Origin of the sequence: Zhihengliuella flava (genome assembly GCF_015751895.1) — a bacterium.
GTDB classification, from domain to species: domain Bacteria; phylum Actinomycetota; class Actinomycetes; order Actinomycetales; family Micrococcaceae; genus Zhihengliuella; species Zhihengliuella flava.
In genome coordinates, this window is sequence record NZ_JADOTZ010000001.1 from 1430966 (window position 1) to 1447264 (window position 16299).

Consider the following 16299-nt stretch of genomic DNA (forward strand, 5'->3'; position numbering starts at 1 on the left):
TGGCAACTAATTGCCGCCCCATTTCCCGCTTGCTAGCTTCGTGGAGATCAACGTGAGGGGAGCCACACTGCGGCTTCACCCAACCCAGGAAGGATGCGTCATGGCATCACGTACTCGAGCAGGTGACGGCCCACTGCGGCGGCTCGTTGCGGTGCTCACGCGGGTAGAGATCGGCATCGCCGCCGCACTCACCGCCGTCATTTTCCTCGCCGTTCTGGTTCAAGCCATCCAGCGTTACCTGCCCCTGCCCGGGTTTGCCTGGACCGGAGAGCTCTCCCAGTTCTCGCTGGTCTGGCTGACCTTTTTGGCGGCCGGAGTGCTGGTCACCCGGGACGGGCACATCGCCCTCCAGGTCATCGATAACCTCAAGTCAGAGCGCGCCGTGCGCACCATACACATCGCCGCGCACATCATTGTTGCCATTGTTGCCATCTTGTTCGCGTGGCAGTGCACCTCGCTCATTTCGACGTCGTCCATCCTGACCTCGCCGTCGATGGGGATGAGCATGTCCCTGCACTACGTCCTGCCGCTCGTCGGCTTCATCAGCACCGCCCTGCGCTCCATCGCCGCCGCCATCGTCGTCGGCCGCGAGGGAGTGGCGGCCGCCCACCAGAGCAACGAGCTCACCGTCAAGGTCAACCGGGAGGCACAATCGTGACCGTCGTCCTGATGCTGCTGGCCATCGCAGCACTGCTCTTATTGCGGGTCCCCGTCGCCTTCGCGTTCCTCGGCCCCGGACTCGTCTATCTCCTCGCCACCGGCCACTCCGCCGGCCTCGCCATGCGGCTCGTGGCAGAGTCCACCGCGAGCTTTCCCCTCTTGGCCATTCCCCTGTTCATCCTGCTGGGCAGCCTCGCCGCGTACGCCGGCATCGCGGACCGGCTCTTCGACTTCGCCCTGGCCCTCATGGGCAAGGTGCGTGGCGGCCTCGGCTATGTCAGCATCGGCGTGAGCCTCGGCTTCTCGTGGATGAGCGGCTCCGCCGTCGCCGACGCGGCCGCATTGGGCAAGATCCAGGTGCCGCAAATGGTCAAGAACGGCTACTCGCAGCGCTTCAGCCTCGGCGTCGTCGGATCCTCCGCCCTGATCGCCCCGGTCATGCCCCCGAGCATCCCGGCCGTGATCTTCGCCGGACTGGGCGCCATCTCCACCGGCGCGCTCTTCGCGGCCTCCGTCCTGCCCGCCGTGCTCATGGCCGCCGGGCTGGCCCTCGTCGTCTTCATCTGGGTCCGCCGGCAGCCGGACATCCAGGACATCGGCTTCTCCTGGGCGCGGGTTGCCGAGACCGGCAAGGCCGTCCTCGCCCCGCTCTTCGCCCCCATCCTCATCCTCGGCGGCATCCTCGGCGGGTTCTTCACGCCCACCGAGGCCGCGGCCGTGGGCTCGCTCTACATGCTGGTCCTCGGGATGGCCTACGGCAAGATCAAGCTGCGGGACCTGCCGAAGATCTTCACCGACACGGTGATGACGACGGCGGCCATCATGCTCATCGTGGCCTCCGCCGCGCTCGTCGGCTACGCGTTCGCGTCCGAGCGGGTCCCGCAGGCCCTCGCCTCCGGGATGCTCGAGCTGACGACCGACCCGACGTTGTTCCTCATCCTCGTGGCCCTGCTGATGCTGATCCTCGGCACGGTCGTCGACGCCGTCGCCGTGCTCGTGCTGACCGTCCCGATGCTGATGCCGATCGCGGTGGAGCTGGGCATCGATCCGATCGTTCTCGGCGTCCTGATGATCCTGTCCCTCATGATCGGCCTGCTGACCCCGCCCGTGGGCACCGTCCTGTACGTCATGAGCTCCACCCTCAAGGTCCCGGTCGGCGAAGTCTTCCGCGGCTCGGCCCCCTTCATCATCCCGATGCTGGCCATTTGCGCCCTGATCATCGCCTTCCCCGACCTCATCCTGTGGCTGCCGGGCCAGCTCGGCCTGTAGGCAACCACCCCTCACCTCAGACCCGCTGAGCGGGTCCCACCCAAGGACACCAGATGAAAACTCCACGCATAGCCCTCGCCACCGCGGCGCTGCTCCCGATCGGGTTGTTGACCGCGTGTGGGAGTGGGAACGACGACGGCACGCACGAGCTGACCTTGGCTCATTCCTACACCCAGGACCAACCGGCACACACCTGCGGCGCCATGACCATCAAGGAGGAGGTGGAACGGGCCGACGTCGGGCTAACCGTGGAGATCTACGACTCCAGCCAGCTCGGCGGCGACGCGGACCGCATCGCCTCCGTCCTCTCCGGTGACATCGACATCGACCTGCAGGGCGCCTCCGCGCTGGCGACGGTCTACGAGCCCATCGGCGTCGTCGATGCCGCGTACGCGTTTGAGGACGGGGCCCACGTCTCCGAGTTCTTCCGCTCCACGTCCTCGGACGCCCTCAAGGCGGGCTTCAAGGAGCGCTCCGGCATCAACGTCCTCGGCGCCTGGTCCGTGGGGCCCCGGCACTTCACCGCCAATACGCCCATCCGCACGCCGGAGGACCTGGAGGGGTTGCGCATCCGCTTCCCCGGCTCGCTGCAGTTCCTCATGAACGCCAAGGCACTCGGTGCGAATGCCACCGAGGTGGCGTATGAGGAGGTGTACCTGAGCATGCAGCAGGGGCTCGTGGACGGCGGGGAGAACACGCTCTCCAACATCGCGGCCACCAACATGGATGAGGTGCAGGACTACGTGAGCCTGTCCGAGCACCAGGAAAACTCCAACCTGCTGGTCATGGGCGACGTCTTCGACGAGCTCAGCTCCGAGCAGCGGGATACCCTCCTCGAGGCCGTGCGCACCGCGGAGGACGCCATGATCGAGTGTGTGGCCACCACGGACGCCGAATTGGTGGAGGAGTTCGACGCGCAGGAAGGGTTCGAGGTGGTCGACGACGTCGACATCGACGCCTTCCGCGAACGCTCGGACGAGTGGTTCCGGCAGAACCTGACGGGTGACTCCCTCACGGCGTACGAATCGATTAAGGACTCCCGCCCATGACCGCAGCACCCACCGCCGCGCGAGGGAGCCTCAAGGTCGCCCTCATCGGGGACGGGATTGGCCCGTCATTGACGCCACCGATGCACGAGGCCGAGGGCCGCGCGCTCGGCCTCGACTACACCTACGAGCGGGTCGACCTCGCCGGGCAGGACGACGTCGACCTGGCCCAAGTGCTCGCCCATCTGGAGGCGCGCGGGTTCGCCGCCGCCAACGTCACCCACCCCTACAAGCAAGCCGTCCTGGCGCACGTCGACGAGCTCAGCGACGAGGTTCAGCGGATTGGCTCCGCGAATCTGGTCCTGCTGGGCCCCACCCGGCGGGCGCACAACACCGACTGCACCGGATTCGGCTCCGGCCTCGCCACCTTCCTGCAGGGCCGGGCCGCGGGCCGGGTCCTGCAGGTCGGGGCCGGCGGGGCCGGCCTCGCCACCGCCTACGCCATGCTCGGCATGGGGTTCGACGAGATCGTGGTGCACGATCGCGACGCCGCCTCGGCGCGCCGGCTCGTCGAGCGCTTCGCCGACGTCGGCGGGCCCACGCGCCTGAGCGCCGCGGACGGTGAGTTGGCGGACCTCGTGGCCCGGGCCGACGGCGTCGTCCACGTCACGCCGATGGGTATGGCCGAGCACCCCGGGACCGCCTTCGCTCCCGAGGGCATGGCCCCCGGGGCGTGGCTGGCCGAGGTGGTGTATCGGCCCCTCGAAACGGAACTGGTGCGGCGGGCGCGCGGCGCCGGGCTGCGCGTGCTCGACGGCGGGTTGATGGCCGTCGGCCAGGCCGCGGACAGCATGGCCCACATCACCCACCTCGCGCCGGATCGGGACCGCATGCTCGCCCACTTCCAGCAGCTCATCACCACCGACTAACCGCCTGACGTGCCCCACCCCGGCACCACCACCCACGGGAGAACCACCATGCGCACCTCCATCGCCACCGTCTGCCTCAGCGGCAGCCTCGAAGAGAAAATGAGCGCCTGCGCGCGCGCCGGATTCCAAGGCATCGAGGTGTTCGAGCCGGATCTGGTCTCCTCAGACCTCACCCCGGAGGAGATCCGGGCCCGCGCCGAGCGCCTCGGGATCAGCCTGGACCTGTACCAGCCGTTCCGGGACTTCGAGGGCGTGACCGACGAGCTGCTGCAGGCCAACCTGCGCCGGGCCAAGGCCCGCTTCGAGGTCATGGCGCGGCTGGGGATCGACACGATTCTGGTGTGCTCCAACGTCGCCACCGCCACGATCGACTCGGACGAGGTCTCCGCGGACCAGCTGCGGCAACTCGGCGACCTCGCGGCGCAGTACAACATCCGGGTGGCCTTCGAGGCCCTCGCCTGGGGCCGGTACATCAGCGATTACCGGCGGGCCTGGCGGATCGTCCAGCTGGCCGATCACCCGCAGGTCGGCACGTGTCTGGATAGCTTTCACATCCTCTCCCGCGGTCACGACCCGGCCGGGATCGAGGAGATCGACGGGGAGAAGATCTTCTTCCTCCAGCTGGCCGACGCGCCGGAGATGTCCATGGACGTCCTGTCCTGGTCCCGGCACCACCGCCTGTTCCCGGGCGAGGGCGAGTTCGACCTGCCGAAGTTCTTCGCCCACGTGCTGCGCACCGGCTACACGGGACCCGTGTCCCTCGAGGTCTTCAATGACACCTTTCGGCAGACGGCGTCCGGGACGACGGCGGTGCAAGCGCACCGCTCGCTGTTCACGTTGGCCGATGAGACGGTCCGCCGGTTCCCGGACACGGCGCGGACCTCCACGATCGCCCGGCAGCAGACGCCGACGGGGCTGGACTTCATCGAGATTCAGGCGGAAGACACCCGGGACGTGGAGATCGCGCTCGAGCAGTTGGGCTTCGATTTCCGGGGTCAGCACCGGACCAAGCGCGTGCGGCTCTTCAGTGCCGGGTCCGCCCGGATCGTTCTGAACGAGCAGTACGCCCGCGGCGTCGAACCGGCGATCTCCGGGCTCGGCCTGCTCTATGAGGACGTGGAGACCGCCGAACAGCGGATCGAGGACCTGAGCGTCCCCCGGGTGCCGCGCCCCATGCTGGCCGGCGAGCAGCGGCTCCCGGCCTTCGCGACCCCGCACGGGCCCCAGCTCTTCCTCGCGGCCGCACCGGAGGCGGGCACCGAACCCGGCTGGGTCGAAGAATTCGAGCACGGTTTCGAGCCGGCGACCGCGCCGCACATTCACACGTTTGACCACGTGAATCTGGTGAGCTCGTGGGAAACGCACGACGAAACGGTTCACTTCTACGGCGGGGTCCTGGGGCTGGACAAGGGCGCCGCCACGGAAGTCGCGAGCCCCCATGGCCTGGTGCGCAGCCGCGTGGTGCGCAATCACTCCGGCACGGTCCGCCTGCCCTTCAACGTGTTGCCCCCGGTGCACCAGCGGAAAACCGAACACATCGCCCTGACTTCGGACAACGTGCTCGTGGTGGCCCATCAGGCGCGCCAGCGCGGCATGGAGTTTCTGCCGGTTCCCGCGAACTACTACGACGATCTGCGGGCGCGGTTCGATCTGGATGAGGAGTACGTGGACCTGCTCCAGAGCCACCAGGTCCTCTACGACCGGGACAGCCACGGCGAGTTCATGCACTTCTACACGCGGCGGATTGGCGGGGTGTTCTTCGAGGTCGTTCAGCGCTTCAGCGAGTACGACGGGTATGGGGCGGACAACGCGCCCGTGCGCCTCGCCGCCCAGTCGCGGCTCGACGACGCCGGCCGGTAGCGCTCAAGGGGGTGCCGACCGGTCGCCCCGGAGGCGCCGTACCCGACGGCGACCGCAGCCTCACCGCCGCGGCCGCCGTCGGGCACTACTCGAGCAGCAGCGCGGGCTCCTCCATGATGGCCGCGACGTCCGCCATGAACCGGGCCGAGAGGTCCCCGTCCACCACGCGGTGATCGAACGAGCCGCCCAGCGTGGTGATCCACCGCGGAATCACCTCGCCGGAGACCACCCACGGCTTCTGCTTGATCGTGCCGAACGCCACGATCGCGACCTCGCCCGGGTTGATGATCGGCGTGCCCGTATCGATCCCGAGCGCACCGATGTTGGTCACCGTGAGCGTGCCGTCCTTCATGTCAGCGGGGGACGTCTTGCCGGCCCGCGCGGTGGTGGCCAGCCCGTTGAGCGCCACCGCGAGCTCCTTCAGGCTGAGGTCCTGCGCGTCCTTGATGTTCGGCACCAACAGCCCGCGCGGGGTGGCCGCCGCGATCCCGAGGTTCATGTAGTGCTTGACCTGAATCTCCGCGCCGGTGGCCGTTTGTACCCAGGAGGCGTTGACGTTCGGGTTGCGCGCGGCCGCCCAGATCACTGCCTTCGCCAGGATCAACAGCGGGGAGACCTTCACGCCGGCAAACTCCTCCGACGCCTTGAGCCGCTGCACGAACTCCATGGTGCGGGTGGCGTCCACGTCCACAAAGATGGACACGTGCGGGGCGCTGAAGGCCGAGTCCACCATGGCCTTGGCGGTCGCCTTGCGCACTCCCTTCACCGGCTGACGCTCGATCCGCTCCGGCCGGCCCGTCTCCTGCCAGAAGGTGGGCGCCGCCGCCTGCTCGGCCTCGCGCTGCGCCTGGTAGGACAGCAGGTCCTCGCGCGTGATCTCGCCGTGCCCGCCCGTCGGCGTCACCTTGGCCAGATCAATGCCCAGCTCCTTGGCAAACTTGCGCACCGGGGGCTTGGCGAGGACCCGCTCCAGCAAGCCGCTGACGGCCGCTCCGGAGGCGGCCATGCGGGACTGCACGACGGCGGATGCCGGCCCCGAGGCCGTCGCCAGGCGGGCGCGAGCGCCCTTGAGCCCCTCACGCACCGAGGCCGACGGCGTCGGGCGGTTCACCCGGCGACGCCGGCGCGCCGGGTCGGCCTTCGGGCCGGAGCCCACCAGCGGCCCGGGGGCCTCGCCGTGCGTCTCAGCCTCAGCCGAGGACCCCGCGGGTGAGGCCGCGCGCGCCGGCGCCGCGGCGTCGTCGTCCTCGGTCTCCGCGGGAGACTCGACCACCTCGCCCAGCACCGACTCGGCGGCCGGATCCCGCGGCAGGGGGCGGGCGGGCTGTTCCTCGGCCTCGGCCGGGGCCTCCGCCGGGGCGCCACCGGACGAGCTGCCGGACTCGTCGATGGTGATGAGCGGCTTGCCCACCTCCAGCGTCTCGCCCTCGGCGGCGTGGAGCTCGGTGACCGTTCCCGCGAACGGGCAGGGCAGCTCGACGAGGCTCTTGGCGGTCTCGATCTCCACGAAGACCTGATTCACGGTCACGGTGTCGCCGGCGGCGACCTTCCAGGAGACGATCTCCGCCTCCGTCAGGCCCTCGCCCACGTCCGGAAGATTGAAGGTACTCATCTGCAGTCGTCCTTAGTAGGTGAAGAGGCGGTCGAGGGCCTCGAGCAGCTTGTCGATATCCGGCAGGTAGTCTTCCTCCACCTTGGCCACCGGGTACGGCATGTGGAACCCGCCGACGCGGAGGACGGGCGCCTCGAGGGAGAGGAACGCGCGCTCGGAGACCCGGGAAGCGATCTCCCCGCCGATGCCGCCGAACGTCGGCGCCTCGTGGGTGACGATCAGGCGGCCCGTCTTCTCGACGGACGCCACCACGGTGTCAAAGTCGATGGGGCTGATGGAGCGCAGGTCCACCACCTCAATGCTGTACCCGTCCTCCTCCGCGGCGTCGGCCGCGGCGAGCGCCACCGGAACCATGGGTCCGAAGGCCACGATGGTGGCTTGGTGGCCCTCGCGGACCACCTGCGCCTGGAACGGGTCCCCCGCCGGGCGCTCCGTGTCCACCTCGCCCTTGAGCCAGTAGCGGCGCTTGGGCTCGAAGACGATCACCGGGTCGTCGCACTCAATGGCCTGCTGGGTCATCCAGTAGGCGTCCTGGGCATTGGACGGGGTGATGATGCGCAGGCCGGCCGTGTGCGCAAAGAGCGCCTCCGGGGACTCGGAGTGGTGCTCCACGGACCCGATGCCGCCGCCGTAGGGAATGCGGATGACCACGGGGACCGTCAGGCGGCCCTCGGACCGGGCGCGCATCTTGGCCAGCTGCGTGGTGATCTGGTTATAGCCGGGGAAGACGAAGCCGTCGAACTGGATCTCGGCCACGGGCCGGTAGCCGCGCAGCGCCATCCCGATGCAGGTGCCGATGATGCCGGATTCCGCGAGCGGGGAGTCGATCACGCGGTCGGCGCCGAAGTCGGCCTGCAGGCCGTCGGTGATGCGGTAGACGCCGCCCAGCCGGCCGATGTCCTCGCCGATGAGCAGGGACTTCGGGTTCTCCTCGAGGCTGCGGCGCAGCCCGGCGTTGATGGCCTTGGCGATGGTCATCGTGGTCATCGGGCGCCTCCGGTCTGGTTATCGGCGAAGCCGGCTTCGTACTGGCGGAACCACTCGGATTCCTCGCGGATCAGCGGGTGCGCCTCGGCGTAGACGTTGTTGAAGGAATCGGCCAAGACGGGGTCCGGGAAGGTGAACGCCTTCGCGCGAACGCCGGCGGCCATCTCATCCGCGTCGGCAGCCACCTGCTCGAAGAAGGCGTCGTCCGCCTGCCCGCTCTGGCGCAGGTAGGTCTCGAGCCGCGTCAGCGGGTCCTTGGGCGCCCAGGACTCCTCCTCCGTGCTCAGCCGGTACTTGGTGGGGTCATCGGCCGTCGTGTGGGCGCTCATGCGGTAGGTCACGGCTTCGATCAGCACGGGGCCGCGGCCGCTGCGGGCCTTGTCGAGGGCGTAACGCGTGGCGGCCAAACAGGCCAGGACGTCGTTGCCGTCCACCCGCAGCCCCTCGAATCCGTAGCCGGCGGCACGGGAGGCCAGCGGGACCTTGGACTGCACCTCGAACGGCACGGAGATGGCCCACTGGTTGTTCTGGCAGAAGAAGACGATCGGCGCGTCGAAGCTCGCGGCGAAGACCATGGACTCGTGGACGTCGCCCTCCGAGGACGCTCCGTCACCGAAGTAGGCCACGACGGCGTCGCCGTCGGCTGCGCGGCGTTCGGCGTCCCAGCCGCGCTGGTCCTGGTTGATCCCCATGGCGTAGCCGGTGGCGTGCAGCGTCTGTGCCGCGAGGACCATCGTGTACATGTGGAAGTTGTTTTCCCGCGGGTCCCACCCGCCGTTGGAGACGCCGCGGAAGATGCGCAGCATCTCAGCAAAGTCCACCTGGCGGGTCCACGCGACGCCGTGCTCTCGGTAGGTCGGGAAGATGTAGTCGCCCGCGCGCGTGGCGAGGCCGGAGCCGATTTGCGCGGCTTCTTGGCCGCGGCACGGAACCCAGAGCGCCAGCTGTCCCTGCCGCTGCAAGGCGGTGGCCTCGACGTCGAACCGGCGCGTCAACGCCATGTCCCGGTACATCCCGCGGAGCGCCTCGGCGTCCACGTCCTCCACATACGCAGCCAAGCGCGCGTGCTCGGTTCGCTGGCCGTTCTCATCGAGCAGCTGCAGGAGCTGCTCCTCGCCGGCCACTGCGGCCTCGGCGCTCGTCGCCATACGGTGTCCCTTCGCCTGGGGGTAACTACTGGTTGCAACGCGTGAAGTTGACGTGGTGTTCCCACGAAATATGCCGCACACGGAATGCATTCCGCGTGCGGCATATGTGCGGAAGTCCGGTACTAGCCTACTGGCCCCGGGCGGACTTGCGCTGAATTGGTCCTACTTTGAAAGAACCGGCTTGTTTGGATAGTTCCTACAAATCTCCAACAGGCGGTCGTTGGCCTCGACCTCGCCGATGCTGACGCGCACACCCTCGCCGGCAAAGGCGCGCACGGACAGCGCGTGGCGGCCAGCATAGGTGGCGAAGTCCACCGCGTGCTCACCGAGTGCCAGCCAGACGAAGTTCGATTGCGTTTCCGGCAGCTCCCACCCGAGCTCGCGGAGCCCGGCGGCGACCCGCTCGCGCTCTTGGACCAACGATTCGACGCGGGCCGCCACGTCCGCCTCGTGAGTGAGCGAGGCGATGGCCGCCTGCTCCGCCAGCGTGGACACGGCAAAGGGCGTGGCGATCACGCGCAGGTGCTCGGTGATCTGCGGGCGGCTGATGGAGTAGCCCACGCGCAGGTTCGCCAGGCCGTGGGCCTTGGAGAAGGTGCGGAGTACGGCGACATTCGGGTACTTGCGATACATCTCGATGCCGTTGACGGCCGCGTCATCGCGGATGAATTCGGTGTAGGCCTCATCGATGACCACCAGCACGTTCTGCGGGATGGATTCGATGAAGCGCTCCACCTCCTCGGTCCGAAGGATGGGGCCGGTCGGGTTGTTGGGGGTGCACAGCAGCACGACGGTGGTGCGCTCGTTCACCGCGGCCGCCATCGCGTCCAAGTCGTGCCGGCCATCGGCCAAAACGGGCACCTCAACGGCGCGGGCCCCCGCGGTTCCCACGACGATGGGGTAGGCCTCGAAGGAGCGCCACGCATAGACGACCTCGTCCATGGTGCCGTCCTCGTTCTGCCCCGCGTAGGTGTTGAGGATCTGCGTCAGGGCGCCGAGCGAGCCGGCCCCGGTCACGATGTCCTCCGCCGGGACCTCAAGCTTGTCGGCGAGCGCGTTGCGCAGGTTGGTGGAGAGCGGGTCCGGATAGCGGAAGATCCCAACCTGTTCGCGGATCGCGTCCAGCACGGCGGGGACCGGTGGCAGCGGGTTCTCGTTAGAGGAGAGCTTGTAGGAGGTCAGGCCCTCGATCGGCGCCGGCGGCTTGCCAGCGGCGTACTTCGGAAGCCGGTCCAGCACGGGGCGGGGCTGGACTGCGTTGGCCTGCAACGGGGTGTGCTGCAGGTGCGTGGCGACCTCGGGATGATGCTCGCCCGCGTCGGTGGAGGCGGGGCTCGTGAAATCAGTCATGCCCCTAGCGTATCGCCGCATGACGCCTTGTGACACATTTCACAAGCTTGCGGCCGCGCATGACGGTCCGGCCCGTGACGCGCGTCATGACAAGCCACACGGCGACTTCTCACGACGAGGCAGCGGGGACGTGAGGCTAGTTTGAAACAAGCGCAACACGACGAAACGCCTCATGAAATCTGCGCTCGGCATGGTGGAGGCCATCGACCACGCACCGCCAACTCGCGGAGGACACCATGAGCACCACTGATCGCACGGCAGCACCGCCCACCACCGCCGAACGCGCCCCGGCCGCGCTGGAGACGCGCCCGGGCCGCTGGGTGGATCACTGGGACGCCGAGAACCTGCACTTTTGGGAGTCAGTGGGCCGGCGCACCGCCAACACCAACCTCAAGTGGTCCATCTTCTGCGAGTTCCTCGGGTTCGTCGTGTGGCAGCTGTGGTCCATCACCGCCGTCTTTCTCCCCCAAGCCGGATTTGACCTGACCACGGGCCAGCTCTTCTGGCTGATCTCCATGCCGTCCCTCGTCGGCGCCACCCTGCGCATCCCCTACACGTTCATGGTCGCCAAGTTCGGCGGTCGCAACTGGACCATCGTCTCGGCGCTCCTGTTGCTCATCCCCGCCGTCGGCCTCGCCCTCGCGGTGAGCGATCCGACGACGCCCTTCGGCGTCCTCCTGCTGCTGGCCGCCACCGCCGGATTCGGCGGCGGCAACTTCGCCTCCTCGATGGCCAACATCACCTACTTTTACCCGGCCCGCGAGAAGGGCTGGGCGCTGGGGCTGAACGCGGCCGGTGGGAACATTGGTGCCGCCGTCGCCCAGCTGGTGGTGCCGATCGCCGTGACGGCGTTCGCCGGTACCGCCCTGAACCTGCCGATGGCCGGCTGGATCTGGGTTCCCTTCATCCTCTTGGCCGCCTACGGCGCCAAGAAGCACATGCACAACCTCTCCCACGCCAAGGGCGACCTCTCCGGCGCCGTCGCCGCGCTCAAGGAGAAGCACCTCTGGGTCATTGCCTTCCTCTACATCGGCACGTTCGGCTCCTTCATTGGGTTCTCGGCGGTGTTCCCCAAGCTCATCGCGGATACCTTCCCCGCTTTCTCCTCCTTCACCGTGTTCGGCGCCGCCCTCTCCCTCTCCTTCCTGGGGCCGCTCGTGGGATCGCTGACCCGCCCGTTGGGCGGCAAGCTCGCGGACCGCCGCGGCGGTGCCCCCATCACCGTGGCCGCCTTCGCCGCCATGGCGCTGATTACCGTCGCCGTGATCTCGACGCTCAGCCTGCAAAACTTCTGGCTCTTCTTGGGCCTGTTCCTGTTGCTCTTCACCGCCAGCGGGATCGCCAACGGCTCCACCTACAAGATGATCCCCACCGTCTTCGCGCTGCGGTCCGTGGAACGGAACGACGGCGTCTCGGCCGAGCGCAAGGCCTCCGCCGCCTTGGGACTCGTCTCCGCGATCGGCGCCTACGGAGGCTTCTTGATCCCGCAGGCCCTGGGCCTCTCCGCCACCACCACGGGCGCCTACACGGCCGCCTTCATCGGGTTCGTCTCCGCCTACGTGCTCATGATGGCCGTGACGTGGTTCTGCTACCTCCGGCCGGGCACCGTCTTCGCCCGCCACGGCGTCTAGGAGGCCGTCCCGTGACCGAGACCGCGACCCACTGCCCCTACTGCGCCCTGCAGTGCGCCATGACGGTGACCGCGCGCCCCGCCGGGGCGTCGGTGGACGGCCGCGCCTTCCCCACCAACGCGGGCCGGCTCTGCCGCAAGGGTTTTTCCTCGGCTGAGCTGCTGTCCTCGCGCCAGCGGATCACCGTGCCCCTGGTGCGCGGGGCGGACGGGGATTTCGTCGAGGCCGGCTGGGACGAGGTGCTGGACAGGATTGCGGACACGGTGCGGGCCACCCGCGCGGAGCACGGCCCGGACGCTCTGGCGGTCTTCGGCGCGGGCGGGCTCACCAATGAAAAGGCCTACCAACTGGGCAAGTTTGCCCGCCTGGCGCTGGGCACGCGGCTGATCGACTACAACGGACGCTTCTGCATGTCCTCCGCCGCAGCCGCCGGGAACCGCAGCTTCGGCCTAGACCGCGGCCTGCCGTTCCCGCTGACGGACCTGCAGGAGGCCTCGGCCATCCTATTGTTGGGTTCCAACGTGGCGGACACCATGCCGCCGTTCGTCCAGCATCTCGAGGCGGCGCGCTCGGCCGGCGGGCTGATGGTGGTGGATCCGCGGCTCTCGGCCACCGCGGCGCTCACCGGGGAGGGAGCCGGAGTCCACCTGCAACCGGCCCCGGGCACGGACCTCGAACTGCTGCTGGGGCTCGCCCACGTGGTCCTCGCCGACGGCCTGGCTGATGAGGAATACCTCGACTCGCGGACTACCGGGCTGGCGGCGCTGCGCCGCACCCTCGCCCCGTGGTGGCCGGAGCGCACCGAACAGGTCACCGCCGTGCCCGCCGCGCAGATTCGCCGCGTGGCCCACCACCTCGGGCGGGCCGCCGCGGCCGCTCGCGCCGCCGTCGAGCGCGGGGAGCAGCCCGCCAAAGTCTTCGTGCTCACCGGGCGCGGGGTGGAGCAGCACGTCAGCGGGACGGATACGACGACGGCGGCCATCAACCTAGCGCTCCTGTTGGGATTGCCCGGGACGCTCGCGGGCGGCTTCGGCACGCTGACCGGGCAGGGCAACGGCCAGGGCGGACGCGAGCACGGCCAGAAGTCAGATCAGCTGCCCGGGTACCGCAAGATCGACGACCCGGCCGCCCGCGCGCACGTTGCCGAGGTGTGGGGCGTGGCGGAGTCGGCGATTCCGGGCCCCGGCGTCCCGGCGGCCCAGCTCCTCTACAGTTTGGGTGGATCTCAGGGCGGGGCGCTGCCGGACGGCCGCCCGGGCCCGCGCGTGCTGTTCGTGCACGGCTCCAACGTGGCCGTCTCCGCCCCGGACGCCGGCCGGGTGATCGCCGGGCTGCGCCGGCTAGACCTCCTCGTGGTGGCGGACTTTTTCCTGTCCGAGACCGCGGCGGAAGCAGACATCGTCCTGCCGGTCCTGCAGTGGGCAGAGGAAGAAGGCACCCTCACCAGCCTCGAGGGGCGCCTGTTGCGCCGCCGTCGGGCGCTGACCCCGCCGGCCGGGGCGCGCGACGAACTCTGGATCATGGCCGAACTGGCCCGCCGCTTGGGGGCGAGTGGCACCTACTCCACCGACGCCCGCGAGGTGTTCGACGAACTCCGCGCCGCCTCCACCGGCGGCCTCGCCGACTACTCAGGGATCGACTACGCCGACCTGGACTCCGGCCGCGCGGTCTACTGGCCGTGCCCGCAGACCGGCATCGGGACCAGTGCCGGGCCCGATGCCGGTGATCAGCCGGCCGCCGGCGAGGGGCCGCTGGGCACACCGAGGCTCTTCCTGACCCGGTTCGCTCACCCGGACGGCAAAGCCAAGCTGGTCCCCGTACGCCCGGGCCCGCCGCCCGCGGCGGACGCGGCCGGACTGCGCCGCCGGGGCACGGAAGGCTCACGCACAGCCGGGGACCCCGCCGCACTGGACGTCACCGTCATCACGGGCCGGCTCCTCGAGCACTACCAGTCCGGCGCCCAGACCCGCCGCACCGACTCCCTCGCCTCAGCGGCGCCAGAAGCGCGGGCCGAGCTGCACCCCGCCACCGCCGCCCAGCTCGGCGTGGAGGACGGCGGGTGGGTGGAGCTGTCCAACCGGCAGGGCCGCGTCGTCGTCCGCGCCCAGTGCAGCACCGGAATGCGCCTCGACACCGTCTTCCTGCCGTTCCACTTCCCCGAGGCAGGCAGCGTCAACCGGCTCACCACGGGGGCCACCGATCCCGTCAGTTCCATGCCGGCCTTCAAGAACGTGCGGGCCACCATCCGGGCGGCGGCCGGTCCGCGGGAGCGCCGGAACCAACACGCGAGCGGAGTGAGCAGATGAGCGCAGAGCAGATCGTGGTGATCGGATTCGGGCCGGTCGCGGCACGGCTGGTGGAGGACCTGCTGCCGGCCGTGCGCGCCCACGAGATCGAGCTGACCGTGCTCGGCGCCGAAACGCACGCGGCCTACAACCGCGTCATGGTGGGCGAGCTGGGCGGAGGGCGCACCACGCTCGAGGCCATCACGCTGGCCGATCCGGAGGAGCTCACCGCGGCTGGGGTGCACCTGCGCCTCGGCACCACCGTGCAGCGGGTGAACCGCTCTCGCCGGACCGTGCTGCTCGATTCCGGCGAGGAGCTGGCGTACGACCGGCTGGTGTTCGCCACCGGTGCCCGCCCCGTGTTGCCCACCCTGCGTGGGCTGAACTTTGCCCCGCACGTGGAGCCGGAGCTGATGGCCGGGGTGGCGGCCCTGCGGGACGTGGACGACGCCGCCGCGCTGCGCCGCGTTCTGGACGCGCGCGGCCGGGTGGTCATCCTGGGCGGCGGCGTCCTGGGCGTGGAAGCTGCCCTTCTGGCCCACGAGCAAGGCGGCGACGCCGTCTTGGTGCATCACGGCCCCTACCCGTTGGGGCGGTCCGTGGATGCGGACGCCGGCCGCCTGTTGGCCGCCCGGCTGCGTGCCGCCGGGATTGAGCTGATCTCCTCGGCCACCGCTGTGGGTCTTCGCGAGGAAGCCGGAGCGTTCGCGGGGCTGGAGCTCGATGACGGGACGATCGTTGCCGGGGATCTCTTGGTGCTCTCCGTCGGGGTGCGCCCCCGCGACGAGCTCGCGGCCGGCTGCGGCCTAACCACGAACGGCGGGATCCACGTGAACCGCCGGCTCTGCGCGGATACCGAGGACCGCGTGTTCGCCATCGGCGACTGCGCCGCCGTCGACGGTGAGCGCCCGTCCGGGCTCATCGGTCCGGGATGGAATCAAGCCAGCTGGCTGGCCGAGTACCTCGCCGCGCACCCGGTGCGCAATCCGTTCATCGAGGGCCCGGCCGACGCGTCGGCGAGCGCGGAGGTGGCCGCGGTGACGGAACTGCCGAGCGAGCCGCCCGGGGCCATTCTGCTCAAGGCCCGCGGCCTAAACCTCGCCGCGGGCGGCCGGGTCGACGCAGGGCTGTGGGACGAACCGGGGCTGCGCGTGAGCATCTGGGCTGATCCGGACGCGGGGGCCTACGTCAAGCTCGTCACCGAGGGCGGCGTCTTGACCGGATTCGTCGCGATCGGGATGCCCAAGACGGCGGCGGAGCTGGTGATGCTCTACGAGCGCGGCCGCGAGTTGCCCGCTGACCGCACGACGCTGTTTCGCTTGGATGATCCGGGGATGGCGGTGGCCGCGGAGCCGGCACCGGATGACGTGCTGTGCCGCTGTTCGGGGGCCACGCACGGCGACGTCGCCGCGGCTCGCGACGCGGGCTGCTCCAGCGTGGAGGCGGTGGGCGCGTCGTGCCGCGCCGGCACCGGGTGCGGCGGATGTCGGGAAAAAATCGAGGCCATCCTCGCCGCGGCGCCGGAGCCCTCCCCCGAGCGCCTCGTGCCTGCATAGGCGTCTCATAGCGGGACGTGCCAAAC

Annotated in this window: 12 protein-coding genes; 8 read left to right on the top strand and 4 right to left on the bottom strand. The window is 69.6% G+C overall.

All coding sequences use genetic code 11. The features are described 5' to 3' along the window. Positions 1 to 100: 100 nt before the first annotated feature. From IW252_RS06620 to IW252_RS06640, 5 genes are read left to right on the top strand one after another with little or no spacing between them, the layout of a single operon-like run. Entirely contained in the window at positions 101 to 658 is a 558-nt protein-coding gene (locus IW252_RS06620; RefSeq protein WP_196835840.1) for a TRAP transporter small permease, read from the top strand. Then, a complete protein-coding gene (locus IW252_RS06625) occupies positions 655 to 1929 on the top strand; it encodes a TRAP transporter large permease (protein ID WP_196835841.1) in 1275 nt (424 codons plus the stop codon). The genes IW252_RS06620 and IW252_RS06625 overlap by 4 nt, the downstream gene beginning before the upstream one ends. Before the next feature lie 53 nt (positions 1930 to 1982). Continuing rightward, positions 1983 to 2978: a TRAP transporter substrate-binding protein DctP gene (gene dctP, locus IW252_RS06630; protein WP_196835842.1), complete on the top strand. Its 996-nt coding sequence runs from the start codon at positions 1983 to 1985 to the stop codon at positions 2976 to 2978. Then, positions 2975 to 3844, top strand: a complete 870-nt coding sequence (locus IW252_RS06635; RefSeq protein WP_196835843.1) for a shikimate dehydrogenase — start codon at positions 2975 to 2977, stop codon at positions 3842 to 3844. Before dctP ends, IW252_RS06635 begins: the two co-directional genes overlap by 4 nt. Positions 3845 to 3892: 48 nt before the next feature. Further along, positions 3893 to 5704 carry a sugar phosphate isomerase/epimerase and 4-hydroxyphenylpyruvate domain-containing protein gene (locus IW252_RS06640; protein ID WP_196835844.1) on the top strand — a complete coding sequence of 604 codons (1812 nt, stop codon included), beginning with the start codon at positions 3893 to 3895 and terminating at the stop codon, positions 5702 to 5704. A gap of 85 nt (positions 5705 to 5789) precedes the next feature. Here the strand turns inward: IW252_RS06640 and IW252_RS06645 are convergent, their stop codons facing one another. The 4 genes from IW252_RS06645 to IW252_RS06660 form a co-directional block, all read right to left on the bottom strand. Further along, on the bottom strand, positions 5790 to 7316 hold the full coding sequence (locus IW252_RS06645) for a dihydrolipoamide acetyltransferase family protein (protein ID WP_408065760.1): 1527 nt from the start codon (positions 7314 to 7316) through the stop codon (positions 5790 to 5792). Positions 7317 to 7328: 12 nt separating this feature from the next. Continuing rightward, complete coding sequence (locus tag IW252_RS06650; RefSeq protein WP_196835845.1) at positions 7329 to 8303, bottom strand: alpha-ketoacid dehydrogenase subunit beta; 975 nt, start codon at positions 8301 to 8303, stop codon at positions 7329 to 7331. Continuing rightward, positions 8300 to 9451: a pyruvate dehydrogenase (acetyl-transferring) E1 component subunit alpha gene (pdhA, locus tag IW252_RS06655; protein ID WP_196835846.1), complete on the bottom strand. Its 1152-nt coding sequence runs from the start codon at positions 9449 to 9451 to the stop codon at positions 8300 to 8302. The genes IW252_RS06650 and pdhA overlap by 4 nt, the downstream gene beginning before the upstream one ends. Positions 9452 to 9613: 162 nt before the next feature. After that, positions 9614 to 10801 carry a histidinol-phosphate transaminase gene (locus IW252_RS06660; protein ID WP_196835847.1) on the bottom strand — a complete coding sequence of 396 codons (1188 nt, stop codon included), beginning with the start codon at positions 10799 to 10801 and terminating at the stop codon, positions 9614 to 9616. Between the two features lie 236 nt (positions 10802 to 11037). On the opposite strand from IW252_RS06660, the gene IW252_RS06665 reads away from it, so the two are divergent. Genes IW252_RS06665 through IW252_RS06675 form a run of 3 tightly spaced genes read left to right on the top strand, consistent with a single transcriptional unit; the run spans position 11038 to position 16273 of the window. Next, positions 11038 to 12432 (top strand): MFS transporter, encoded by a 1395-nt coding sequence (locus IW252_RS06665; RefSeq protein WP_196835848.1) that lies wholly within the window; start codon positions 11038 to 11040, stop codon positions 12430 to 12432. Between the two features lie 11 nt (positions 12433 to 12443). After that, on the top strand, positions 12444 to 14738 hold the full coding sequence (locus IW252_RS06670; RefSeq protein ID WP_196835849.1) for a molybdopterin oxidoreductase family protein: 2295 nt from the start codon (positions 12444 to 12446) through the stop codon (positions 14736 to 14738). Further along, positions 14735 to 16273: an FAD-dependent oxidoreductase gene (locus tag IW252_RS06675; RefSeq protein WP_196835850.1), complete on the top strand. Its 1539-nt coding sequence runs from the start codon at positions 14735 to 14737 to the stop codon at positions 16271 to 16273. Before IW252_RS06670 ends, IW252_RS06675 begins: the two co-directional genes overlap by 4 nt. The last annotated feature ends 26 nt before the right edge of the window (positions 16274 to 16299 follow it).